The following is a 22,264-nucleotide window of genomic DNA, read 5'->3' as shown; positions in this document are numbered from 1 at the left end:
CGCCGTGACGCTCGGTGGTGCCGGACCGGCTCAGCCCACGGTGAGCTGGGCGGAGTCGCGCGTGGTGACCCGGGTGATCACCCACCCGAATCCGGCGGCGACCGGGAACATCAGCACCCCGTAGACCGCGGCGGGGACGGCCAGCTCGACGCTGCCGAGCACGCTGACGGCGACCGCGATCGCCAGCGTGGCGTTGTGGACGCCGATCTCGAAGGCGCTGGCGATCGCCTGGTGCTCAGCGACACCCAGCGCCCTGGGGACGACGAAGCCCAGGGTGAGACTGGCCAGGCAGAACAGCAGCACGGGCAGCCCCGCGTCGCGCAGGTAGCCGCCGATGTTCTCGCGCTCGGCGAGCATGGTGCCGACGATGACCAGCGCGAGGACGACGGCGGAGAGGATCCGCACCGGCTTGTCCATGTGCTCGGCGAACGCCGGCCGCCGCCGCCGGATCAGCATCCCGATCCCGACCGGGACGAGCACCACCGCGAAGACCTGGGCCGTCTTCCCGAACTGCAGGCCCAGCGTGCCGGCGTCGGCGGGGTCGAACCAGTCGATGGCGAGGTTGGTGACCACCGGCAGCGTCACCACGGCGATCAGCGAGTTCACCGCCGTCAGGCTGATGTTCAGGGCCACGTCACCGCGGAAGAGGTGGCTGAACAGGTTGGCCGTGGTGCCACCCGGCGACGCCGCGAGCAGCAGCATGCCGACGGCGAGCAACGGCGGCAGGTCGAAGAGGACCACCAGGCCGAAGCAGAGCCCCGGGAGGACCAGCAGCTGGAGCGCCAGGGCGATCAGCACCGCCTTCGGCTGCCGCCCGACCCGCACGAAATCGCCTGGGGTCAGGGACAGACCGAGCCCCAGCATGACGATGGCGAGAGCGAGCGGCAGCAGGACGGTGGTCAGCGCTGACCACATGGGACCTCCCGATCAGGCGCCGGCGGCCCCACCAGGGACGTCCGGCGGGACGTGCCGAGCATCGTGGGGCATGGAGGTCACATGTCCCACGCCGGCACACGCATGGGTGACCGGAGTTCTCCGTCAGGTCCCCGGGAGACGGGACTCGCGCAGGATCTGGGCTGCGGGGCGGGGCCTGCTCGGTGCGCTCGGCGCGGAGAAGCCGGACCGCTTGTGCGACCCGTCGCAGAAGGGCTTGATGCCGGACTTCCCGCACCGGCAGAGCGCGATCGTGTCCCGCCCCGGGTCGATCTCGTTGCCGTCCTGGTCGAGGAGCCGGAAGTCCCCGCGCACGATGAGCGGCCCGTCCCGGTAGGGCGTGATCGTCACGCCCTCCGCCCGCTCGCCGTCGGGCTCGGCCGCGGCATCGACGTCTTCCGGCAGGTCCGGCTCCACCGACAGTGATCGCGCCACGTCCCTCCCCTGCCCTGCCGGACCGTTCGGCACACACCCGCTCACCCGTTAGACCTCAGCCGCCGGCGGGCCGGCCGTAGAAGACGTCCTCCACCACGTTGCGGGCGTGCCGGGAGGTGCGCCGGTAGTCGTCGAGGAACTGCCCGGGGTCGGCGTCCGCCCCGTAGCCGCACGCCCGGGCGACTCCGGCAAGCTCCGGGCCGGGGCGCGGCAGCTGGTCGCTCGGCCGGCCGCGCACCAGGAAGATCGCATTGCGGGCGCGGGTGGCCAGCTCCCAGGCCGAGCGCAGCGCCTCCGCCTGCTCGTGCTCGAGCAGGCCGGCGTCCTCGAGGGTGGCGAGGGCGTCGACCGTCGGCTGGACCCGCAGAGCCGGCACCTCGGCGGCGTGCTGCAGCTGGAGCAGCTGCACGGCCCATTCGACGTCGGCCAGGCCCCCCCGGCCGAGCTTGGTGTGCGTCGCCGGGTCGGCACCACGGGGCAGCCGCTCCCGTTCCACCCGCGCCTTGATCCGGCGGATCTCGGCCACCTGCTCGTCGGTGAGACCGGCCCCCGGGTAGCGGATGGGATCGATCATCGCCACGAAGTCGGCCCCGAGCTGCTCGTCGCCGGCAACCGGCGCCGCGCGCAGCAGCGCCTGAACCTCCCAGACCGACACCCAGCGCTGGTAGTACTCGCGGAAGGCCGACAGGCTGCGCACCAGCGCGCCCTGCCGCCCCTCGGGCCGCAGGTCGGCGTCGACCTCGAACGCCGGGTCCGGCGCCGGCTCCGCGAGCAGGCGGCGCAGCGTGTGGGCGACGGCGTTGGCCGCCGCGGCGGCCTTCGCCTCGTCCGCGCCCTCCCGGGGGCGGTGGACGAAGAGCACGTCGGCGTCGGATCCGAAGCCCATCTCGCGCCCGCCGAGCCGGCCCATGCCGATGACGGCGAGGTCCATCGGCATGTCCGCGACATCGACGCCACTCTCGGTCGCGTGCGCCCGCACCGCCACGTCCAGGCCGACCTGCAAGGTCGCGGCCGCGACGTCGGTGAGCGCCTGCCCCAGGCGGACGACGTCCAGCCTCCCCAGCAGATCGGCCGACGCCACCCGGAGCAGCTCGTGGCGTCGCAACCCTCGGACGACCCGGATGCCGGCCTGCGGGCCGGGCGCGCGCCGGGCCGCCGCCCGCCAGGCGCCGACGAGCGTGGCGGCGCTGCGCGGCTCGAGCTCGGCGTCATCGGCGAGCAGCCGCAGCGCCTCCGGGGTGCGGGTGAGCAACCCCGCCACGTACTGGCTGGAGCCGAGCAGGTGGGCCAACCGCTCGGCCACCTGGCCTTCGTCGCGCAGCAACCGGAGGTACCACTGGTTGCCCCCGAGCGCCTCGCTCACCTGCCGGTAGGCCAGCAGGCCGGCGTCGGGGTTCGGGCACGACGCGAACGTCTGCAGCAGGACCGGCAGCAGGTACTTCTGCATCGACGCCGAACGGGACACCCCGCCGGTGAGCGCGGCCAGGTGCCGCAGCGCCCCCTCGGGATCGGCGAAGCCGAGCGCGCGCAGCCAGTCCCCCGCAGCCTTCGAGTTCAGCTGCAGATGCTCTCCCGGGACCCGGGCCACCGCCGACAGCAGCGGGCGGTAGAAGAGCTTCTCGTGCAGCCGCCGCACCTCGCGGGTGTGCAGGCCGAGTTCGGCGTCGAGGACGTCGACGGCCTCCCCACGGTGGTCGGGCTTGTAGCCGAGCGACCGGGCCAGCCAGCGCAGCTGCTGCTCGTCGGTGGGCAGCAGGTGGGTCCGCCGCAGTCGCAGCAGCTGCAGCCGGTGCTCGACGGTGCGCAGGAACCGGTAGGAGGCGATGAGCGTCGCGGCGTCCTCCCGGCCCACGTACCCGCCCGCCGACAGCGCCTGCAGCGCCGGCAGCGTGCCGCCCACGCGCAACGACGCGTCGGCCCGGCCGTGGACCATCTGCAGGAGCTGGACGGCGAACTCGACATCGCGCAGGCCGCCGCGACCGAGCTTGAGCTCGCGCTCGGCCTGGGCGGGCGGGATGTTGGCCTCCACCCGGCGTCGCATGGCCTGCACCTCGGCCACGAAGCCCGGCCGGTCCCCCGCCTTCCACACCAGCGGCCACAGCGCCTCGACGTAGGCCCGGCCGAGATGGGGGTCGCCCGCGACCGGCCGCATCTTCAGCAGCGCCTGGAACTCCCAGGTGCTGGCCCACTGCTGGTAGTAGGCCTCGTGCCCGGCGACCGTCCGGACCAGGGCCCCGGCCTTGCCCTCGGGGCGCAGGGCGGCGTCGACCTCCCAGGCGGCCTCGTGGCAGATCCGCATGAGCGCCGCGGCGACGCGGGTCGCGCTCGACAGGGCGGCGCTCTCCGGCTCGCTGGGATCGACCGGCTCGGCCACGAACACCACGTCCACGTCGCTGACGTAGTTCAGCTCCCGGCCGCCGGTCTTGCCCAGCGCGATGACCGACAGCCGGCAGGGGGCGGCCGATTCCGGCTGCTCGGCGACGGCGAGGGCGAGGCCGGCGGTCAGGACGGCGCCGGCGATGTCGGCGAGCTCGGCGGCGGCCTCCTCCGCCGGCAGCCCCTCCCCCAGGTCGCGGCCGGCCAGGGACAGGAGGGCCCGGCGGTGGGCCAGCCGGAGCTCCCGGATGCGCTCCGGTCCGGCGTCCGGCGCCGCCCTGCCCAACCGCACCCCCCACGGCGGGTCGTCGGGATCGGCACCGACGGCGGCCAGCATCCGCCGCTGCAGTTCCTGGGCCGACGGGCCGGAGGACCCCCGGAAGATGCCGTCGCCGTCGTCCTCGAGGACGGTCCAGTCCGCGGGGTGGGCGGCGAGATGATCGGCCAGCCCCGAGCTGGCGCCCAGGACCGACAGCAGGCGGCTGCGCAGCAGGCCCGACCCGCGCAGGTGCGCCAGCAGGGCGGCGGCCGCCTCCCCGGAGGCGTCGGCGGAGTCCAGCGCCTCCACCAACCGGTGCAGCGACCGCAGCGCCAGGTCGGGGTCACCGGCCCGGGCCAGCGCGGCCACGACCGGCCCCGCCTCGGGGTCGGCGGGCTCGTTGCGCTCGAGGTCCCAGAGACCGAGTGCCGGGTCGGACAGGAGCAGCGCCGCGCGGGCGCCGTCCTCGAACCCGAAGCGGATCAGCCGGACGACCGCCCGCCGCGGGACCTCCGCCTCGGCGGCGGTCACGCTGCCTGCCGCGCGCGCGTGCGGACCAGCTCGGCGAACCGGCCGGCGAACGGCGCCCAGACCTCTTCGATGTCGGGGTGGGCGGCATCGGACATCAGGCAGATGGTCTCCCGGTCGTACGGGCTGGCCGCGACGCCGACCTCGTCGCGCTCGGCCCACTCGCGGACGATCTCCGGCGTCGTCTCGATGTGGAACTGCAGGCCGTAGACGTGCCGCCCGACGCGGAAGGCCTGGTGCGCGTACATCGGGCTGCTCGCCAGCAGCGTCGCGCCGGCCGGGAGCTCGGCGATCTCGTCGTGGTGGAACTGGATCACGTCCGGCGAGAGCGGCAGCGGCCCGAACAGCGGGTCGGCGTCGGCGACGTCCCGCTTGGCGACGAGCGTCGCGCCCACCTCGGGCCCCTCCACGCCGACGCGCACCCGGCCTCCGCCGACCTGGGCCAGCAGCTGCGCGCCCAGGCAGATGGCGAGCGTGGGCAGGTCAGCCGCGAGCGCCTGGCTCAGCAGCGCCCGGGCGCCGACCAGCTCCGGACTGGTGTCGGCGTCGTCCATCGCCGACTGGGGGCCGCCCAGGACGAGCAGCCCGTCGTACCCGTCCAGGCCGTCCGGCAGCACGTCACCGGCCTCGATGTGCCGCTCGTCGAGCTCCAACTCGGCCTCGCGCAGCCAGTCGCCCAGCCGGGCCGGCGGATCGGTCTCGCTGAGCACGACGACGAGCAGGCGGGCCACGCCGTCGAGGTTAGTAGAAGGACCTCGTCGCCCCCCGCGCCTCGCAGGCTCGGCACGGGCCCCTGCGACGAGGCCGTTTCACCCTTTACAGGCCGGGCAGGTAGCGACGCAGCTCGAACGGCGTGACGTTCTGCCGGTAGGAGTTGAACTCCTCCCACTTGTTGCGGAGGAAGAATTCGAACACGTGCTCGCCGAGGGTCTCGGCGACCAGCTCGCTGCCCTGCATCGCGGTCAGCGCCTCGCCGAGGGAGACCGGCAGGTCCTCGTAGCCGGCCGCCCGCCGCTCGGTGTCGGTGAGCGACCAGACGTCGTCCTCGGCCTCGGGCGGCAGCTCGTACCCCTTCTCGACCCCGCGCAGCCCGGCGGCCAGCAGGACGGCGAAGGTCAGGTACGGGTTGCAGGCGGAGTCCGGCGACCGGATCTCGACCCGCGCCGACTGCGCCTTGCTCGGCTTGTAGGAGGGCAGCCGCACCAGCGCCGACCGGTTGGCCCGGCCCCAGGTGGCCGCTGTCGGCGCCTCGGTGCCGGCCAGCAGCCGCCGGTAGGAGTTCACCGTCTGGTTGGTGACGGCGGTGTACTCGCGGGCGTGGGTGAGGAGGCCCGCGATGAACTGCTTGCCCGTCGTGGACAGCCGCATCGGGTCGGCGGCGTCGTGGAAGGCGTTGCGGTCGCCCTCGAACAGCGACACGTGGGTGTGCATCGCCGAGCCGGCCAGGTCGGTGAACGGCTTGGGCATGAAGGTGGCGTGCACGTCCTGGGCGAGCGCCACCTCCCGGACCACGTGCCGCAGCGTCATGATGTTGTCCGCCATCGACAACGCGTCGGCGTAGCGCAGGTCGATCTCCTGCTGCCCGGGCGCGACCTCGTGGTGGCTGAACTCCACCGAGATGCCCATGGCCTCCAGGGCGAAGACCGCCTCGCGGCGGAAGTCGTGCGCGACGTTGTGCGTGGAGAGGTCGAAGTAACCGCCGGTGTCGGCCGGTTGCGGCGCGCTCCCGTCGGTCGGCAGGTCCTTCAGCAGGAAGAACTCGATCTCGGGGTGGGTGTAGAAGGTGAAGCCCATGTCGGCGGCCTTGGCCAGCGCCCGGCGCAGCACGTGGCGCGGGTCGGCCCAGGCCGGGGAGCCGTCGGGGAGCGTGATGTCGCAGAACATCCGCGCGGTGTCGCTGGGGCCACCCTTGGTCGCGGGCATGACCTGGAAGGTGCCCGGGTCGGGCTTGGCGAGCATGTCGGACTCGTAGACGCGGGCGAAGCCCTCGATCGCCGAGCCGTCGAAGCCGATGCCCTCGGCGAATGCCGCCTCGATCTCGGCCGGAGCCACGGCGACGGCCTTCAGGTAGCCCGAGACGTCGGTGAACCACAACCGCACGAAGCGGATGTCGCGCTCTTCCAGGGTTCGCAGGACGAATTCCTGCTGTCGGTCCATGCTCGCCATGATCCAGTCCGCTCGTTTCCGGGGTGTGACGTCTCCCCAGCCTGCCTCTTCCGGGGGTCCTACTGCACCTGGCACGCCATGGTCGGGCGCAGTCCTGACCGGCCGGCCACTCCAGGAGGTGTCCGGGCCGGCGAGCCGGGCCGCTCGCGAACTCAGCCGAGTGCATCCCAGTTCGGCGGAGCGAGCGTCGTGTCGAGGCGCCGGAGCTCGTCCCGGTGCAGGGCGCTGAGTCGACCGAGGATCCGCTCCCCCTGGCGCGTCAGCAGAACCCGGACGGAGCGGCCGTCCTCGGGATTCGCCACCCGCTCCACCAGGCCCTCTGCCTGAGCACGATCGATCAGCTCCACGACGCTGTGATGACGCAGTTGCAGTCGCTCGGCCAGCTCTCCGACCGTGGCCCAGTCCCGCTCGGGAAAACCCTTCAGCGCCAGCAGCAACTGGTACTGCTGCGGGGTCACCCCGTGCCGGCGCACGGTCTCCTCGCTGAAGCGCAGATACCGGCGGATGCCGAATCGGAAGCGGGCGAGCGCCTCGAACTCCTGCTTGCTGAGGGGCGCGCCGGTGGGCGCATCGTCCGGTCCCGGCACGCGCCCATCAGACCACGCGGGCACGGGCACGGGCACGAACACGAGCCGAAAATATCGCGTTACGATGTTTCCCGGGATACGGGTTCACCCCGAGGAGGGCTCGTGCTCAGTGACCGGGAAGAACGCGCGGCACGAGACCTGGAAGCGGCACTCCTGTCGGACACCTCGTTCGTGCGGGCGGCGAGCCCGCTCGTGGCGCGCCTGAGGTCCGCCGCCGGCTCCGTGGTCGTGGGCGTCGACACCAGTGGCAGCGCCCAGGCAGTGGAGTGGGCCGCGGCCGAGGCGGCCGGCCAGGAGTGCCCGCTGCGCATCGTGCATGCGTTCCGGACCCCGTTCCTCGTCGATCCCCTCGGCCTGGTGCCGTCCCTGGACGAGCTGGTCGAAGCGCAGACCGACGCCGCGCAGGTACTGGACGACGCCGTGGGGCGTGCCGGTGCGATCTCCCCCGGCATCCCGGTGGACGGCCGTCTGGTGCGGGGGAACCCCGCTCGGGTGCTGCACGAAGAGAGCCGGCAGGCGTGGCTGCTCGTCCTCGGCGGTCGTCCGTCCAGCCGCTCCCACTCGGCCATCCACCGCCTCCTGCACGCCCCTCTGCCCATCACCCTCGCCGGGTCCTCCGGGTGCCCGGTCGCCGTCGTCCACGGTCTCCGGAGCGACCGGCCCCCTCCGTCCCCGACCCGGATCGTGGTCGGCCTCGACGACCCGGGACATGACGGAGCAGCGATCGCCTTCGCCTTCCGGGCGGCTCACCGGAGAGGGCTGGGCATCACAGCCGTGCACGCGTGGACCCCTGACCGCCCCGCCGACCTGGAGGGGGTGGCTGCCGCTCCCGCCGCCACCGAGGCCACCGCGCGCCAGCTGCTCGACCGCGCGCTCGCCCCCTTCCGGGCCGACTTCCCCGACGTACCCCTCACGGCCGAGGTGGTACGGCAGGACGCTGGAACGGCCGTGATCGCCGGCTGCGACGACGCGGCGATGGTGGTGCTCGCCTGCCGCGGACGCGGACACCTGCGCAACGCCGCCTTGGGACGGGTGACCCGAGCCGTGCTGGACGGCGCCCCCTGCCCGGTCGCCGTCGTGCGGGGCGAGCCCGTGGTCCGGTGACGCGCCGATGCCGTCGTCGACGGCCCCGGGACGGCGGCGCCGCCTGGCCCGCGGGTGATCCCGGGCGGGCCGAGCGGAAGCAACGATCGATCCGGCCTCCGCCGGGCCGGACCGTCCTACGCTGATCACATCGTCTTCACCCGCGGGCAACGCGGGAGTCACGACGACACCGGAGGCCGAGATGGAAGCCGTCCTGGTTGTACTCGCTGTCCTGGTCGTGGGTCTGCTCCTGCTGATCGGAGCCAGTGTCCGCGTCGTCACCCAGTTCGAGCGGGGCGTCGTCCTGCGCTTCGGGCAACTGCGCGGCCAACCGCGCGGGCCCGGACTGACCCTGATCGCGCCGGTCGCCGACCGGCTGCACAAGGTCAACATGCAGGTCGTCACAATGCCGGTCCCCGCGCAGGAGGGCATCACCCGCGACAACGTGACCGTCAAGGTCGACGCCGTCGTGTACTACCGCGTGTTCGACCCGGTCCGGGTCGTCGTCGACGTGCAGAACTACCAGGCCGCCATCGCCCAGGTCGCCCAGGCGTCGTTGCGGTCGATCATCGGCAAGAGCGACCTGGACGACCTGCTGTCCAACCGCGAGCGGCTCAACCAGGGACTGGAGCTCATGCTGGACAACCCCGCCGTGGACTGGGGTGTGCACATCGACCGGGTCGACATCAAGGACGTCGCACTGCCGGAGTCGATGAAGCGGTCCATGTCCCGCCAGGCGGAGGCAGAACGGGAACGGAGGTCACGCGTCATCACGGCCGAGGGCGAACTGCAGGCCTCGGAGAAGCTCGCCCAGGCCGCCGAGGTGATGGCCGCTCAGCCGGCCGCGCTCCAACTGCGTCTGCTGCAGACGGTCGTCGAGGTCGCCGCCGAGAAGAACTCGACCCTCGTGCTGCCCTTCCCCGTCGAGCTGCTGCGCTTCCTCGAGCGGGCCACCGCCCCCGCGCCGCCCGCAGCGTCCGGCGTCCCCGCGACCCCGCCGCCCGCCGTCGGCGCACCGAACGGCGTTCCCCTGCAGCGGTCCGACGCCTAGGGACCTCGTTCGCGGGGTGATCATCCAGACAGCCGGCCCGTCTGGCCGAACGCCCCGGCGGGCGACCAGACTGACCCCGTGAGCGATCAGCAGCCGGTGCAGTTGCGGGTGGGCCTGGCCCAGGTCGACACCCGCGTCGGCGACCTCGCGGGCAACGCCGAGCTGGTGACCACCTGGACGGCCAAGGCGGCGGGGGACGGCGTCCACCTCGTCGTGTTCCCCGAGATGACGCTGACCGGCTACCCACCGGAGGACCTCGTGCTGCGGGAGTCCTTCGCGCACGCGAGCGAGCAGGCGGTGGCCGAGCTGGCCCGGACCCTCGCCGACCAGGGGTACGGGGACGTCGCGGTCGTCGTCGGCTACCTGGCGCACAGCGGGGACGGCGCTCCCGGACCGGCCGGACCCGAGGTCGAGCGCGAGGACGCCGCCGACCTGCCGGGAGACGCCAACCCCCGGACCGGCACCCCTCGCAACGCTGCGGCCCTGCTGCACGGCGGGGAGGTCGTGGCCCGTTACTACAAGCGGCACCTGCCCAACTACGGCGTCTTCGACGAGGCGCGGTACTTCGTGCCCGGCACGGAGCTGGTGATCGTACGACTGCACGGCGTGGACGTCGCCCTGACCATCTGCGAGGACCTGTGGGTGGAGGGCGGTCCGTGCGGCGTCGCCGGGCAGGCCGGCGTCGACCTGGTCGTCTCCCCCAACGCCTCCCCCTACGAGCGGGCCAAGGACGACCTGCGGCTGCCCATGGTGCGCCGACGGGCGGCCGAGGCCCGCGCGCCGATCGTCTACTGCAACCAGATCGGCGGACAGGACGAGCTGGTCTTCGACGGCGACTCGATGGTGGTGGCAGCCGACGGCACGCTGCTGGCCCGCGCGCCGCAGTTGGTGGAGCACCTGCTCACCGTCGACCTGACCGTCGATCCGTCCGCGGCACCCGAGCGCAGGGAGGGTCGCCTCGGCCCGATGACCGTCAGCCGCCACGTCGTGTCCGACGGACCGGTCCCGGGCTTCGAGCCACGGCCAGGTCAGGTCGTGTCACCGTTGAGCGACTGCGAGGAGGTCTGGCGGGCACTGGTCGTGGGCCTGCGCGACTTCATCGACAAGAACGGCCTGCCCTCGGTGATCCTCGGGATGTCGGGCGGGATCGACTCGGCACTGGTCGCCGCGCTCGCCGTCGACGCCCTGGGGGCCGACCGCGTGCACGGGGTGGGGTTGCCCTCGAAGTGGTCCAGCGACCACTCGCTCAGCGACGCCCAGGACAGCGCCGCGCGGCTGGGGATGCACTACTCCGTCGTGCCGATCGCGCCCATGGTCGATGCCTTCGAGAGCTCGGTGGAGCTCTCCGGGGTCGCGGCCGAGAACCTGCAGGCGCGGGTGCGCGGCACGCTCCTCATGGGGTTGTCCAACCAGCACGGGCACCTGCTGCTGGCCACCAGCAACAAGAGCGAGGTCGCCGTCGGCTACTCCACGCTCTACGGCGATGCGGCGGGCGGGTTCGCGCCGATCAAGGACGTGCCCAAGACGCTGGTGTGGGAGCTGGCCCGCTGGCGCAACGCCCATGCCCGCGACCGCGGTCAGACCGAGCCGATCCCGGAGAACTGCATCCTGAAGCCGCCGTCCGCCGAGCTCGCCCCCGGCCAGCAGGACAGCGACTCGCTGCCGTCCTACGAGGAGCTCGACGCAGTCATCGCCGACTACGTCGACCGTGACCTCGGGATGGCGCAGCTGCTCGAGCGTGGCCACGACGCCGAGGTGGTGGCCCGGGTCCTTCGTCTGGTGGACACCGCGGAGTTCAAGCGCCGGCAGTCGGCCCCGGGAACGAAGATCAGCCTCAAGGCGTTCGGCCGAGATCGGCGGCTGCCGATCACCAATCGCTGGCGGGAGAGCCTGCCCAGCGTCCGCGAAGGAGCGTCGTGATCGAGCTCGTGGATCCAGCAAAGGACACAGCATGACCGAGTCGGTCGTCTACGGCGGGCAGTCCTCCGCTCGGGTGCGCGTGCACCACCTCCAGCAGGCCAAGGAGCGGGGCGAGAAGTGGGCGATGCTCACCGCCTACGACACCTACAGCGCGGCGATCTTCGAGGAGGCCGGCATCCCGGTGCTCCTCGTCGGCGACTCCTCGGGCAACGTCGTCCTCGGGTACACCAGCACCGTGCCGGTCACCGTCGACGACATCCTGCTGATGACCCGGGCGGTGACGCGATCGACCAAGCGGGCGCTGATCGTCGCCGACCTGCCGTTCGGCAGCTACGAGTCGGGCCCGCAGCAGGCGTTCGACACCGCCGTCCGCATGATGAAGGACGGCGGCGCCCAGGCGGTCAAGCTCGAGGGTGGCGTGCGGGTCGCCCCGCAGATCAGGTTGCTGCACGACTCGGGCATCCCCGTGATGGCACACATCGGCTTCACACCGCAGAGCGAGCACGCGCTCGGGGGCTTCCGGGTGCAGGGCCGCGGTGCCGGTGCCGAGCAACTGCTCGCCGACGCGCACGCCGTCCAGGAGGCCGGCGCCTTCGCCGTCGTCCTGGAGATGGTGCCGGCCGAGATCGCCGGTCAGGTCACCAAGGAGCTGTCGATCCCCACGATCGGCATCGGCGCCGGCGTCGACTGCGACGCCCAGGTGCTGGTGTGGCCCGACATGGCCGGCCTCAACGGCGGCCGGGTCCCGAAGTTCGTGAAGAAGTACGCCGACCTGCGCGGCGAGCTGCTGCAGGCGGCCCGTGCGTACGCCGACGACGTGCACAGCGGCGTCTTCCCGGGGCCCGAGCACTCCTTCGACTGATCGTCTCCCCGGTTCAGGGGCGTGTCCCGTGCATCTCGGGTCCTGCAGACCCCGTGGAGTACGAGAAACGCTCCACGAGTGACCGCGATCGCGTCGCCCTACGGGCCTGCAGGGCGTAGCCGACCACGTTGGGCAGGACCGCCACGACGTGGATGCCGACCTGGGTGGTCGTCGCCGCGATCGGGAAGCCCATCGGCTCGGTGATGTAGTGGGCGATGAAGCCGCCACGGTAGCCGGAGCCGCCCGCGCCCTCCCGCAGTGCCAGCTCCCAGGTCGTCAGCGGGCAGCCGGATCCGGCCAGCTGGACGACGAGGATGCCGAGGGCGACCGGCACGTGCAGCCACAGCAGGCGGGGCCACCGCAGCGCGAGCAGCGAGCCGATGACCATGAACAGGACGGCGGCCGCGTGCAGGACGGCCACCGCGTTCGCGAGGACCACGACTGCAGTGTGGCACCGGAGGCCGCGAGGATCAGCGGCGCAGCTGCGCGATGAGGATCTCCGGCGCCTCGACCAGCGAGGGTCCGTACCAGGTGAGGCGCCGGCCACTGACGAACGCCGCCCGCGCCTGGGGCCAGGCCTCCGGGCCGTCGTCGGGTGTGAAGGCATAGGGCTCGTCGGGGAACACGACCAGGTCGGCGTCCACGGACGCCGGATCGTCCTTCGCCAGCCGTGGGTAACGATGCGGCGAGTCGGCGAAGACGTTGCCGACGCCCAGCCGCCCCAGCAGGTCGCCGGCGAAGGTGTCCCGGCCCAGCACCATCCACGGCCTGCGCCAGATCGGGACGACGGCGCGCACCTCCGGCAGCCGCGGTGGGTGGGACCAGACCGCACGAGCCCGCACCAGCCATGCCGGGCCCGGCCGGTCGAGGACGGCGCACAGCCGGCCGAGGGAGTCCAGCGCCTGGTCGACCGTGGCCGGCGCGGTGACCCACACCGGGATCCCGGCGGCCCGGAGCGCGTCGACGTCCTCGTCCCGGTTCTCCTCGGCATTCGCCACGACGAGGTCGGGCCGCAGCGCCAGCACCCGGGCGATGTCGGGCCACTTGGTGCCCCCGACCCGGGCCACGTCCAGGTCGCCGGGGCGCGTGCACCAGTCGGTGGCGCCCACGAGCAGGCCGCTGTCGGTGGCCGCGATCGCCTCGGTCAACGAGGGGACGAGCGAGACGACCCGGCGAGGTGGCGGACCGGCGTACGCCGTCCCACGGTCGTCGGACGAAGTCACCGGTTCCGCACTTCAGGTCCCGTGCCGGGCCCCGGCCCGAGCGCGCGAGGGCTGGGGAGCACGGGGTCCTCTGTCAGACGTCGGTGACCCGGATGCCGGCGTGCGCCTTGTACCGGCGGTTGACCGACACCAGATTGATCGTCAGGGCCTCGACCTGGCGGGCGTTGCGCAGCCGGCCGGCGTAGACGCCACGCATGCCGGGAAGCCGGCCGGCCAGCGCCTGCACCAGGTCGGTGGCCTCCCGCACGTCGCCCACGACCATGACGTCGCCGTCGAGCGTGGGTCGGGAGAGGTCCTCGAGCAGGACGGCGGAGAGGTGGTGGAACGCACCGACGACGGAACTGTCGGGCAGCAGGGCGGCGGCCTGCTGAGCGACGCTGCCCTCCTCGACGTCGAGGACGTAGGCGCCGAGCTCGTCGAAGCCCATCGGGACCACGCAGTCGACGACGACCTTCCCGGCCAGCGGAGCCGCGAGCCCGGCCAGCGTGGCGGCGTGCCCGCCGTACGGGACGGCGACGATCACCAGATCCGCGGCGCCGGCGACGTCGACGTTCGAGCCTCCCTTGACCGACACGTCCGTCCCGCCCGCGGCGGTCGTGGCCCGGCCGGCGACCTCGACGGCGACCTCGGACGCCCGCTCGGCGTCGCGGGAGCCCAGGAGGATCTGCTGCCCCGCGGCGGCCAGCCGGACGGCCAGACCACGCCCCTGTGGGCCGGTGCCACCCAGCACCCCGACGACCAGATCCTCCACCGCACGCCCGTCGGTCACGTTGCTCCCTCCGCCGGCGCCGGACTGCCCGGCGCCACGCACCCGATCATGCCCGGCGCCTCCGACAGCCGATCACGTGGCCGAGGATCCGGCCGCGAGAGGTCAGTCGTCCTTCCAGGCGCGATCCTCCGCGTCCAGCTTCTCGTTGCGCTCGGCGACGGACTCCAGCGCCCGCTCCGCCGCTTCCCGGGTCTCGTAGGGACCCAGCCGGTGGCGCTCCGCGCAGCCGTCGCGCGGCTCGACGATGTGGTGCTTGAGACAGAAGAACCAGGGCCCTCCGGCCATGCGGCCTCCTCGGTCGGCATCGGGTGGCGGTCGTCTCCGCCGATGCCCAGCCTGTCACCGGCCCGGCGACCGTGCTCAGGGGTCCACCATCACCTGGTCGTGCCGCGCGTAGAACGCGGTCATCTCCTCCGGCGTCAGCGTGCGGCCGCTGCGCCAGAGCTCGGCCAGTTCGGTGAAGAACAGCTCCCGTGCGATCCCCGGTGCGAAGAGGATGAGGAAGGACGCCCATTCGTCCCCGTCGTTCCGGAAGCCGTGGGCCCCGCCCTCGTGGACGAGGGCGTAGTCGCCGGGACCGTGGGCCTGCCACGACCCGGCGGCGTAGATCGTCAGCTCACCCGTCAGGACGTAGAAGGACTCGGAGAACGTCCGGTGGACGTGCGGCATGGCCCCGGGGCTGTGCGGTGCGACGTGGTACTCGACGAGGCCGTAGCGACCGGCAGTGGCCGACCCGGGCGCGACCATGCGCAGCTTGCTGGTCTCGCCGTTGGGGACCAGGGGGTGGTCGGCGAGCGTGCGGACGTCGACGAGCGCGGGATCGACATGCGACATGCGATCACCCTGACAGCCCGGGGCAGGGCCGTCACCCGTGCGTCGCCAGGACGGCGTCCCGTGGGTTTCGAGATAGAGCGGTGCCGCAAGGCGGTTACAGAACGGCTTCGGTGCGGCATCCTTCGGTCATGACCGGCCGGTGGTACCGCGATCCGGACGACGACGTCGTGTCGGATCCCCCCGCGGTCGGCCGGGGGCCCGAGCACCGGGTCGCCGCCGTCACCCTGGCCGCACTGCTCCTCCTCGGCGCACTGATGGGGACCGCCACCCTGTTCGTGGACGGCGTCCTGCGTCCGGGCACCAAGCGGTGGGTCTACGCCGTCACCATGGGGGCGCTGGTCGTCATGGCGGCGTGCCTGGTGGTGCGGCAACGAGCTGGTCCCCGGCACATGTTCGGCCTGGTACTGCTCGGCGACCTCATCTACGTCGTGATCGTGCTGTCCATCGAGGACCCGGTCCGCTATGCCACCCCGCTCATGCTGCTGTTCCCGGCCTTCGTCGCGGCCTGGTTCCTGGGGCCGTGGCAACTCGTCGCGAACATGGTCGCCACGACGGTCGCCTGCCTCGTCGCGCTCTGGCCGAGCTATGACAACGCCGTCGGACTCGGGGTGCAGGTGGGCGTCAGCGCCGGCATGCTCAACGCCTGCGCCCTGGGGATCTTCCTCCTGCGCCGGCGGGTGCAGCGACTGCTGGTCGCCACTCAGAACCTCACCCGGCTCGATCCCCTCACCGGCCTGTACAACCGCCGGTTCCTCGTCGAGCAGGCACCTCGGCTGTGGCGCCAGGCCCGCCGCGACGGCACCCGCCTGACGGCGTTGGTGCTCGATCTCGACCACTTCAAGCGGCTCAACGACGCGCACGGGCACGCCGCCGGGGACGCCGTCCTGCAGGCGGTGGCCGCTTCGCTCACTGCTGCGGTCCGCCCCCCCGACATCGTGGCCCGCACCGGCGGCGAGGAGCTGGTCGTGCTCGGGCTGGTCGGCGATCCGGACGAGGCGACCCACCTCGCGGAGCGGCTCCGCTGCGCGGTAGCCGGCAGCCGGACCGCCCACGGGCACGCGGTGACCGCCTCGATCGGTATCGCGCTGGCCCGACCGGTCGACGGTGAGGACCCGACCGACGCGCTGTGGCGGCTGGTCGACCGTGCCGATGCCGCGATGTACGCGGCCAAGCAGCAGGGCCGCGACCGGGTCGTCGCGCTGTCCGTCCCACCTGCCCGGACCCCGCTCCCCGAGGAGGTCCCGGGGGTGGCCGACCCCACCGGCAGCGGGGTCGCCTGACGGAGGACCCCCCCTGCCCCTGCCGCTCGCGAGCTCGCAGCGGGGCCCTGCAGGGAGGTCACCCGTTCGAGCGGTGGGCGCGGCGGTTCTCTGCTTCCCTGTGCGTATGACGCTGGCGGCGCCCGACCCCACGAGGTCGGTTCCGTTGCCGCTGCGCGAGCAGGCCGACGTCCGTGATCGCTGGCTCACCCAACGGCTGCTCGACGTGCTGCCCGGGCTGATGGACCGCGCCGGGATCGACCTGTGGTTGGTCATCGGGCGGGAGTACAACGAGGACCCGGTCCTGGCCACCCTGCTCCCGGCGACCTGGCTGTCGGCCCGTCGCCGGACGATCCTGGTGCTGCATCGCAGCGACGACGGGGTCACCGCCGCCGCGGCCTCCCGCTACCCGGTGGGTCAGTTCCTGCCGGCCTGGTCACCCGACGACGCTCCGGAGCTCCCGTCCGAGGACGCGCAGTGGGCGGTGGTGCGCCGGATCGTGGCGCAGGCCGAACCCCGCAGCATCGGCATCGACGTCTCCGAGGCCTTCGCCCTGGCCGACGGGCTCTCCCACACCGAACACCGGCTGCTGGTCGACGCGCTCGGCCCGTACGCCGACCGCCTCGTCTCCGCCGAGGACCTGGTCGTCGGCTGGCTGGAGACGCGCCTGCCGGAGGAGATCCGGGCCCTGCACGCCCTCAACCGGCTCGTCCACGCCGTGATCGCCGAGGCCTACTCCCCCGCCGCCCTCACCCCCGGGACGACGACGGCGCTCGATCTCGCCTGGTGGATCCGTCAGCGCTTCCACGACCTCGGCGTCGAGCCGTGGTTCCAGCCGACCGTCTCGCTGCAGCGGGCCGGGGTGCCGCTGGTCGAGGAGCGCGGCATCCTGCTGCCCGCCGTTCCGTACGACGCGGTGATCGAGCCGGGCGACCTGGTGCACTGCGACGTCGGCCTGTCCAGCCTGGGCCTGCGGACCGACACCCAGCGCAACGGCTACGTGCTGCGGCCGGGTGAGGCCGACGCCCCGGCCGGCCTGCGTGAGGCGCTGCACGTCGGCAACCGGATGCAGGACCTCACCACCGCCGCCCTCGCGGTCGGCCGGACCGGGAACGAGGTGCTCGCGACGGCGCGGTCCGCGGCCGCTGCCGAAGGCATCGACGCCGACGTCTACTCCCACCCCGTCGGCTTCCACGGCCACGGAGCCGGTCCGGCGATCGGGCTGTGGGACGAGCAGGACGGCGTCCCCGGTGCGGGGGACTACCCCGTCCACGCCGACACCGTCTATGCCCTCGAGCTCGCGGTGCGCCGGCCGGTGCCGGAGTGGGGCGGTCAGTGCGTCCGGATGGGGCTCGAGCAGGGCATCGCGCTGACCGGCGACGGCGTCGAGTACCTCGACGGACGCCAGACCGAGCTGATCCTCATCCCGGGCGGCTGACCGCCGTCAGCGGTTGGCCAGGCGCCGGCGCGCCTTCAGGAGCAGCTCTCCCGGGCGCACCATCGCACCCGCCGCCCGGGTGACCGGGCTGGTGGTGCGCAGCTGGTCGGCGAAGGCGCCGCGCACGGCACCGGGGCCCGGCGTCGGCGAGTCCAGGATGTCCGTGCCGTCGTCGGGACGGTCGGTCGTCTGGAGCCGCCGCCCGGTGAGGGACAGGAAGGCGTCGGTCAGGGCGGGACTGAACCGTTGACCGGCGAGGAAGCCCAGCGCGGCGTCGCCCACGGGGACCTCACGACGTGGGTGCTCGGCGGCCCGCACGATCGCCTCGGCCACGAGCTCGGGAGCGTAGACGGGCGGAGGAGGCTTCGGCATGGAACCGAGCTTGGTGCGGGCGTGCTCGAAGAACGGTGTGCCGATGCCCGCCGGCAGGATCGAGGTCACCGACACCGGCGAGCCCGCGTCGGCCAGCTCCATGCGCAGCGCGTCGTAGAAGGCTCGCAAGGCGAACTTGCTCGCGGAGTAGGGCGCGTGGAAGGGCATCGAGCGGTAGCCCTCCACCGAGCCGATGCCGATGAGCACACCGGCTCCGGCGCGCTGCAGCGCCGGGACGGCGATCTGCGCGGCGGCGACGTGGCCGAGGAAGTTCACCTCCATCACGCGGCGGAACTCGTCGAGCGAGATGTCCTGGACGGCGCCCCAGATGCCGACCCCCGGGACGGTCACCCAGGTGTCGATGCGGCCGAAGCGCTCCTCCGCGGCACGCGCCAGCGCGGTGACCGCCGCCTCGTCGGTGATGTCGGTCGGAACGGCCACCGCCTCGGCACCCGCGGCCGTCAGGTCCGCGACGAGCGTGTCCAGCGCCTCGGTCCCGCGCGAGGCCACGGCGATCTTCCGGGCGCCACGCCCGGCGAACTCCAGGGCGGCCGCCCGGCCGATGCCGCTGGAGGCACCGAGGACGACGACGGCCTGCTCGGACAGCGGTCGCGGCTGGGTCATGAATCGCCTCGTACCCCTCGCCGTTCGGGGGAACCGGGACGGCGCCCCGGAATCACTTCTTGCGGGCGTCGGCCGTCTTCTTGTCGTTCGCCTTCTGGATGGCCTCGACCAGCTGCTTCTTCTTCATCGTCGACCGGCCGGAGATGTCCAGCTTCTTCGCGAGCTTGAGCAGGTGGTCCTTCGTCGCATTGGCGTCGACGCCACCCGCGGTCTTCCGGTTCGTGTCCCTCCCACCCGCAGCCTGGGCGTCGGAGGGGCCCTTCTTTCCGCCCGCCTTCTTCTCCCAGTGGTCGCCGACCTTCTCGAAGCTGTGCTTCACCGCGGCCCACGCGACCTGATTGGCCCGCTTCTCGTCCCCGTACTCCTCGGCGGCGGAGTCGTGCGCCTTCGCGAACGTGCGCTGCGCCTTCTTCGGCGAACGCTTCAGCGTGCTGGGCAGCTCCGACAGCTTGGCGGCGCCGCTCTTCGTCGTCTTCGGCATGCCTTCTCCTCTCGAATCGCTGGCCGACCCTTACCCGGAGGGACGGGATGATCACATCCGCAGGAACGCAGCCAGCGCGCCGACCAGCTCGTCCGGGGCCTCCTCGGCCATGTGGTGACCGCTGTCGATGGGCCGCCCCCGCGAAGGTCGGTGGTCCAACCGGTCCAGATCTCCCGCGGGTCGCCGTGGAGCTCCGCCAGGTCGTCCCGGGCCGACCACAACACCAACGTCGGGCAGGTGACCCGCCGCCCCGCGGCGCGATCGGCTTCCTCGGCTGCCCGGTCGACGGTCAGGCCGGCCCGGTAGTCCTCGAGCATCGCCCGCACCGTCTCCGGGTCGGAGATCGCCGCCAGGTGGTCGGCGTGGTTCTCCGCTCCCATGGCCTCGGCCTTCCCGGGTGCATCGGCCTTCCCGGGTGCATGGGAGCCGTACCAGGCCGCGGGGTCGGCGTTGATCGCCCGTTCGGGCTTCTCCGGCTGAGCGAAGAAGAACCAGTGCCACCAGGCGGCCGCGAAGCGGGCGTCGGCGCGATCGAGGTGCTCGACGATGGGGATGCAGTCGAGGACGGCGAGGTGCGTCACCGCGGCCGGATGGTCGAGCGCCGTCCGCATGGCCACGTAGCTGCCCCGGTCGTGCCCGACGACGGCGAACCGGTCGTGTCCCAGGGCTGCCATGAGCGCCACGACGTCGCCGGCCATCGCCCGCTTCGAGTACGGCGCGTGTTCCTCGGTCGTGGGCGGCTTCGACGAGCGCCCGTACCCCCGGAGGTCCGGGCAGACGACGGTGTGTCCCGCCGCCACCAGGCGCGGGGCGACACGGTGCCAGGTGGTGTGCGTGCGGGGGTGGCCGTGCAGGAGGACGACCGGCGGCCCGTCGCCGGCATGCCGCACGCGCAGGACGACGCCGTCGCCGACGTCGATCCGGCCTTCGGTGAAGCCCTCGAAGAAGCCCCCGGTCACGTCGGCATCCTGCCGTGCGCTCACGTGCGCGGGCGGTCGATCAGTCGAGACAGGACGATGACGCTGCGGGTGTGATCGACGTTGGGCTCGTCGCGGATGCGCTCGAGGGCCCGCTCCAGCTGTTTCACGTCCGAGGCGAGCATGTGGACCAGCGCGTCCGCGGTTCCGGAGACGGTGGCCGCGCCGACCACCTCCGGCACCCGCTCCAGGCTGCGCCGGAGGTCCTCCGGGGCGACGGTGCCCTTGCAGTACAGCTCCACGTAGGCCTCGGTCTGCCAGCCCAGCACGTCGGGGTCGATCAGCGCGGTGAAGCCCCGGATCGCACCGGACGCCACCAGTCGGTCGACCCGCCGCTTCACGGCCGGCGCCGAGAGGCCCACCTCCGTTCCTATCTCGGCGAAGGTCGCCCGTGCGTTTGCAACAGGCAACCGATCACCTGCTCGTCGATCGTGTCCATGCCGCCTCCACGCAACAGATCGCTGTCCGTGCAATACAGACGCAACGTACCGGCGAGGAACACGCAAGGAAACAACGTTGCGGTGCATGTTCCCCCTCCCTAGCGTTCCGGCTGTCCGGCAGATGGCGCCGGCGCCCGCCCCGCTGAGGAGTCCTGGTGACCGTCGTCCTGCCCCGTCCCCGTGCCGCCGAGCACGCCGAGCGGATCGCCACCCCGCGCCGCTATCTCATGTGCCGCCCGGACCACTTCGCGGTCGACTACGCGATCAACCCGTGGATGGACGTCACGCGAGGCGCGGACCGGGCGCTCGCGATCCGGCAGTGGGAAAGCCTGCGCCAGACCTACCTGGCACTCGGCCACGAGGTACAGCTCATCGATCCCGAGCCCGGCCTGCCCGACATGGTGTTCGCCGCGAACGGTGGCCTGGTGTTCGAGGGGGAGGCCCTCGGTGCCCGCTTCACCCACCCCGAGCGGCACGCGGAAGGCCCTGCCTACCTGCGATGGCTGCGAGCCGCCGGCCTGAAGACGGTCACCGAACCCGTGCACGTCAACGAGGGTGAGGGCGACTTCCTCGTCGTCGGCGACCTGGTGCTGGCCGGCACCGGATTCCGCACCGACCCGGGGGCGCACGGCGAGGTGCAGGAGCTCTTCGGCGTCCCGGTCGTGTCGTTGCACCTGGTCGACCCGCGCTTCTACCACCTGGACACCGCCCTCGCGGTCCTGGGCGACCACGACATCGCCTACTACCCCGAGGCGTTCAGTCCGGGCAGCCGGGCGGTTCTGCAGCGCCTGTTCCCCGACGCGATCCTGGCCGGGGAGCAGGACGCGACGGTCCTCGGGCTCAACGCCGTCTCCGACGGCCGCAACGTCGTCCTGCCCTCGACCGCCACCGACCTGGCCGATCAGCTGCGCGCCCACGGCTACACCCCGGTCGGCGTGGACCTGTCGGAGCTGTTGAAGGCCGGCGGCAGCGTCAAGTGCTGCACCCTGGAGATCCGCGCCTGAGCCGCTAGATCTGCAGGTACTTCGACCAGTGCCGCCGCTCGTCGTCGGTGAGCGGCCGGCTGGCGTCGGTGTCGAAGTCGAACGTCACCATGACGACGTCGGCGCGGATGGCGACCTGCCCGTCCTGGACGAGCTCCTGGCGCACGGTCACCGACTTCGTACCCATCCGGGTCACCCAGCTGGAGACGCACGGCCGCTCACCGACGCGGTAGTAGAGCTGCCGGAGGTAGTCGACCTCCAGCCGGGCCAGGATCATCGACTCCCCCGGCAGCTCTGCGACCATCGCCAGTCGCGCGTCCTCGATGAGGCTCAACGCGCGGGCGTGGTTGACGTGCCCGAGGGAATCGGGATCCGACCAGCGCAACTGGACCGGATGCTCGTGGCGCACGGTCAGGGCTGGTCGGCGGTCTCCGCCGACTGGCGGTGACCTCCCTGGGCGTCGTCCGGATCGGCGTGGATCGTGCGTTCCTCCGACTCGGCGAGGATCACCGCGGCCTGGATCTTCGGATCGAGGTCGCCCTGCGCCGGGTCGGGGTGACCCTCGACCGACTGCTCCTCGGGCAGCAGCTGCGCCCGGGTCTGCACGTTCTGCTCGGTGACGTTGGCGACGGCCTCGGGTGAGGGGTCCTTCATCGAGGGCATG

Annotated in this window: 24 protein-coding genes; 7 read left to right on the top strand and 17 right to left on the bottom strand. The window is 72.7% G+C overall.

Annotation, left to right across the window (positions count from 1 at the left end):
- Nucleotides 1-30 precede the first annotated feature (30 nt).
- The 6 genes from CHB94_RS16100 to CHB94_RS24575 all read right to left on the bottom strand — a co-directional run bounded on the left by CHB94_RS16100 (nt 31) and on the right by CHB94_RS24575 (nt 7,284).
- Nucleotides 31-915, bottom strand: a complete 885-nt coding sequence (locus CHB94_RS16100) for a bile acid:sodium symporter family protein (protein ID WP_089337572.1) — start codon at nt 913-915, stop codon at nt 31-33.
- Nucleotides 916-1,038: 123 nt separating this feature from the next.
- Nucleotides 1,039-1,368 carry a CDGSH iron-sulfur domain-containing protein gene (locus tag CHB94_RS16095; protein ID WP_217899334.1) on the bottom strand — a complete coding sequence of 110 codons (330 nt, stop codon included), beginning with the start codon at nt 1,366-1,368 and terminating at the stop codon, nt 1,039-1,041.
- Between the two features lie 55 nt (nt 1,369-1,423).
- A complete protein-coding gene (locus tag CHB94_RS16090) occupies nt 1,424-4,534 on the bottom strand; it encodes a bifunctional [glutamine synthetase] adenylyltransferase/[glutamine synthetase]-adenylyl-L-tyrosine phosphorylase (RefSeq protein WP_089337571.1) in 3,111 nt (1,036 codons plus the stop codon).
- Entirely contained in the window at nt 4,531-5,262 is a 732-nt protein-coding gene (locus CHB94_RS16085) for a type 1 glutamine amidotransferase (RefSeq protein ID WP_089337570.1), read from the bottom strand. The genes CHB94_RS16090 and CHB94_RS16085 overlap by 4 nt, the downstream gene beginning before the upstream one ends.
- Before the next feature lie 85 nt (nt 5,263-5,347).
- Entirely contained in the window at nt 5,348-6,688 is a 1,341-nt protein-coding gene (locus CHB94_RS16080) for a glutamine synthetase family protein (RefSeq protein WP_089337616.1), read from the bottom strand.
- A gap of 161 nt (nt 6,689-6,849) precedes the next feature.
- A complete protein-coding gene (locus tag CHB94_RS24575; protein ID WP_141137523.1) occupies nt 6,850-7,284 on the bottom strand; it encodes a MarR family winged helix-turn-helix transcriptional regulator in 435 nt (144 codons plus the stop codon).
- Between the two features lie 102 nt (nt 7,285-7,386).
- On the opposite strand from CHB94_RS24575, the gene CHB94_RS16075 reads away from it, so the two are divergent.
- The 4 genes from CHB94_RS16075 (at nt 7,387) to panB (ending at nt 12,200) form a co-directional block, all read left to right on the top strand.
- On the top strand, nt 7,387-8,388 hold the full coding sequence (locus CHB94_RS16075; protein WP_176445592.1) for a universal stress protein: 1,002 nt from the start codon (nt 7,387-7,389) through the stop codon (nt 8,386-8,388).
- Nucleotides 8,389-8,569: 181 nt separating this feature from the next.
- Nucleotides 8,570-9,418, top strand: a complete 849-nt coding sequence (locus tag CHB94_RS16070; protein WP_089337568.1) for a slipin family protein — start codon at nt 8,570-8,572, stop codon at nt 9,416-9,418.
- A 78-nt stretch (nt 9,419-9,496) separates the two neighbouring features.
- Complete coding sequence (locus tag CHB94_RS16065) at nt 9,497-11,338, top strand: NAD+ synthase (RefSeq protein ID WP_176445591.1); 1,842 nt, start codon at nt 9,497-9,499, stop codon at nt 11,336-11,338.
- 31 nt (nt 11,339-11,369) lie between these two features.
- Entirely contained in the window at nt 11,370-12,200 is an 831-nt protein-coding gene (gene panB / locus CHB94_RS16060) for a 3-methyl-2-oxobutanoate hydroxymethyltransferase (protein ID WP_089337567.1), read from the top strand.
- Between the two features lie 13 nt (nt 12,201-12,213).
- Here panB and CHB94_RS16055 read toward each other — a convergent pair whose 3' ends face one another.
- From CHB94_RS16055 to CHB94_RS16035, 5 genes are all read right to left on the bottom strand, one after another.
- Nucleotides 12,214-12,639, bottom strand: a complete 426-nt coding sequence (locus CHB94_RS16055; RefSeq protein ID WP_089337566.1) for a DUF2784 domain-containing protein — start codon at nt 12,637-12,639, stop codon at nt 12,214-12,216.
- 31 nt (nt 12,640-12,670) lie between these two features.
- Nucleotides 12,671-13,423: a helical backbone metal receptor gene (locus tag CHB94_RS16050; protein ID WP_089337565.1), complete on the bottom strand. Its 753-nt coding sequence runs from the start codon at nt 13,421-13,423 to the stop codon at nt 12,671-12,673.
- Nucleotides 13,424-13,496: 73 nt separating this feature from the next.
- Complete coding sequence (gene npdG, locus CHB94_RS16045) at nt 13,497-14,192, bottom strand: NADPH-dependent F420 reductase (RefSeq protein ID WP_089337614.1); 696 nt, start codon at nt 14,190-14,192, stop codon at nt 13,497-13,499.
- A 102-nt stretch (nt 14,193-14,294) separates the two neighbouring features.
- On the bottom strand, nt 14,295-14,477 hold the full coding sequence (locus tag CHB94_RS16040; protein ID WP_089337564.1) for a hypothetical protein: 183 nt from the start codon (nt 14,475-14,477) through the stop codon (nt 14,295-14,297).
- A 75-nt stretch (nt 14,478-14,552) separates the two neighbouring features.
- Nucleotides 14,553-15,026 (bottom strand): cupin domain-containing protein, encoded by a 474-nt coding sequence (locus CHB94_RS16035; RefSeq protein ID WP_089337563.1) that lies wholly within the window; start codon nt 15,024-15,026, stop codon nt 14,553-14,555.
- A gap of 128 nt (nt 15,027-15,154) precedes the next feature.
- On the opposite strand from CHB94_RS16035, the gene CHB94_RS16030 reads away from it, so the two are divergent.
- Together CHB94_RS16030 and CHB94_RS16025 are read left to right on the top strand one after the other, a co-directional pair.
- The gene (locus tag CHB94_RS16030) at nt 15,155-16,306 is read left to right on the top strand and encodes a GGDEF domain-containing protein (protein WP_089337562.1); all 1,152 of its coding nucleotides are present in this window, start codon (nt 15,155-15,157) and stop codon (nt 16,304-16,306) included.
- Between the two features lie 106 nt (nt 16,307-16,412).
- Nucleotides 16,413-17,723: a M24 family metallopeptidase gene (locus tag CHB94_RS16025; protein WP_089337561.1), complete on the top strand. Its 1,311-nt coding sequence runs from the start codon at nt 16,413-16,415 to the stop codon at nt 17,721-17,723.
- A 6-nt stretch (nt 17,724-17,729) separates the two neighbouring features.
- Here the strand turns inward: CHB94_RS16025 and CHB94_RS16020 are convergent, their stop codons facing one another.
- The 4 genes from CHB94_RS16020 to CHB94_RS16005 are packed head-to-tail and all read right to left on the bottom strand — an operon-like array spanning nt 17,730 to nt 20,587.
- Nucleotides 17,730-18,719 carry an SDR family oxidoreductase gene (locus CHB94_RS16020; protein WP_089337560.1) on the bottom strand — a complete coding sequence of 330 codons (990 nt, stop codon included), beginning with the start codon at nt 18,717-18,719 and terminating at the stop codon, nt 17,730-17,732.
- A 52-nt stretch (nt 18,720-18,771) separates the two neighbouring features.
- Nucleotides 18,772-19,200, bottom strand: a complete 429-nt coding sequence (locus CHB94_RS16015; RefSeq protein WP_089337559.1) for a ChaB family protein — start codon at nt 19,198-19,200, stop codon at nt 18,772-18,774.
- Nucleotides 19,143-20,183 carry an alpha/beta fold hydrolase gene (locus tag CHB94_RS16010; protein ID WP_254920699.1) on the bottom strand — a complete coding sequence of 347 codons (1,041 nt, stop codon included), beginning with the start codon at nt 20,181-20,183 and terminating at the stop codon, nt 19,143-19,145. The genes CHB94_RS16015 and CHB94_RS16010 overlap by 58 nt, the downstream gene beginning before the upstream one ends.
- The gene (locus CHB94_RS16005; protein ID WP_254920698.1) at nt 20,180-20,587 is read right to left on the bottom strand and encodes an Lrp/AsnC family transcriptional regulator; all 408 of its coding nucleotides are present in this window, start codon (nt 20,585-20,587) and stop codon (nt 20,180-20,182) included. The genes CHB94_RS16010 and CHB94_RS16005 overlap by 4 nt, the downstream gene beginning before the upstream one ends.
- Before the next feature lie 185 nt (nt 20,588-20,772).
- Here CHB94_RS16005 and ddaH point away from each other — a divergent pair, with 185 nt between their 5' ends.
- Nucleotides 20,773-21,621: a dimethylargininase gene (gene ddaH, locus CHB94_RS16000; protein WP_217899333.1), complete on the top strand. Its 849-nt coding sequence runs from the start codon at nt 20,773-20,775 to the stop codon at nt 21,619-21,621.
- 4 nt (nt 21,622-21,625) lie between these two features.
- On the opposite strand, the gene CHB94_RS15995 is transcribed toward ddaH, so the two are convergent.
- Together CHB94_RS15995 and CHB94_RS15990 are read right to left on the bottom strand one after the other, a co-directional pair.
- Nucleotides 21,626-22,009: an acyl-CoA thioesterase gene (locus CHB94_RS15995; RefSeq protein ID WP_254920697.1), complete on the bottom strand. Its 384-nt coding sequence runs from the start codon at nt 22,007-22,009 to the stop codon at nt 21,626-21,628.
- A 2-nt stretch (nt 22,010-22,011) separates the two neighbouring features.
- Entirely contained in the window at nt 22,012-22,263 is a 252-nt protein-coding gene (locus CHB94_RS15990) for a hypothetical protein (protein WP_089337557.1), read from the bottom strand.
- Nucleotide 22,264 lies beyond the last annotated feature (1 nt).

The organism is Blastococcus mobilis (assembly GCF_900188025.1).
GTDB classification, from domain to species: domain Bacteria; phylum Actinomycetota; class Actinomycetes; order Mycobacteriales; family Geodermatophilaceae; genus Blastococcus_B; species Blastococcus_B mobilis.
The sequence above is the reverse complement of the archived record's forward strand: the minus strand, read 5'-3'. Positions and strand labels throughout refer to the sequence as shown.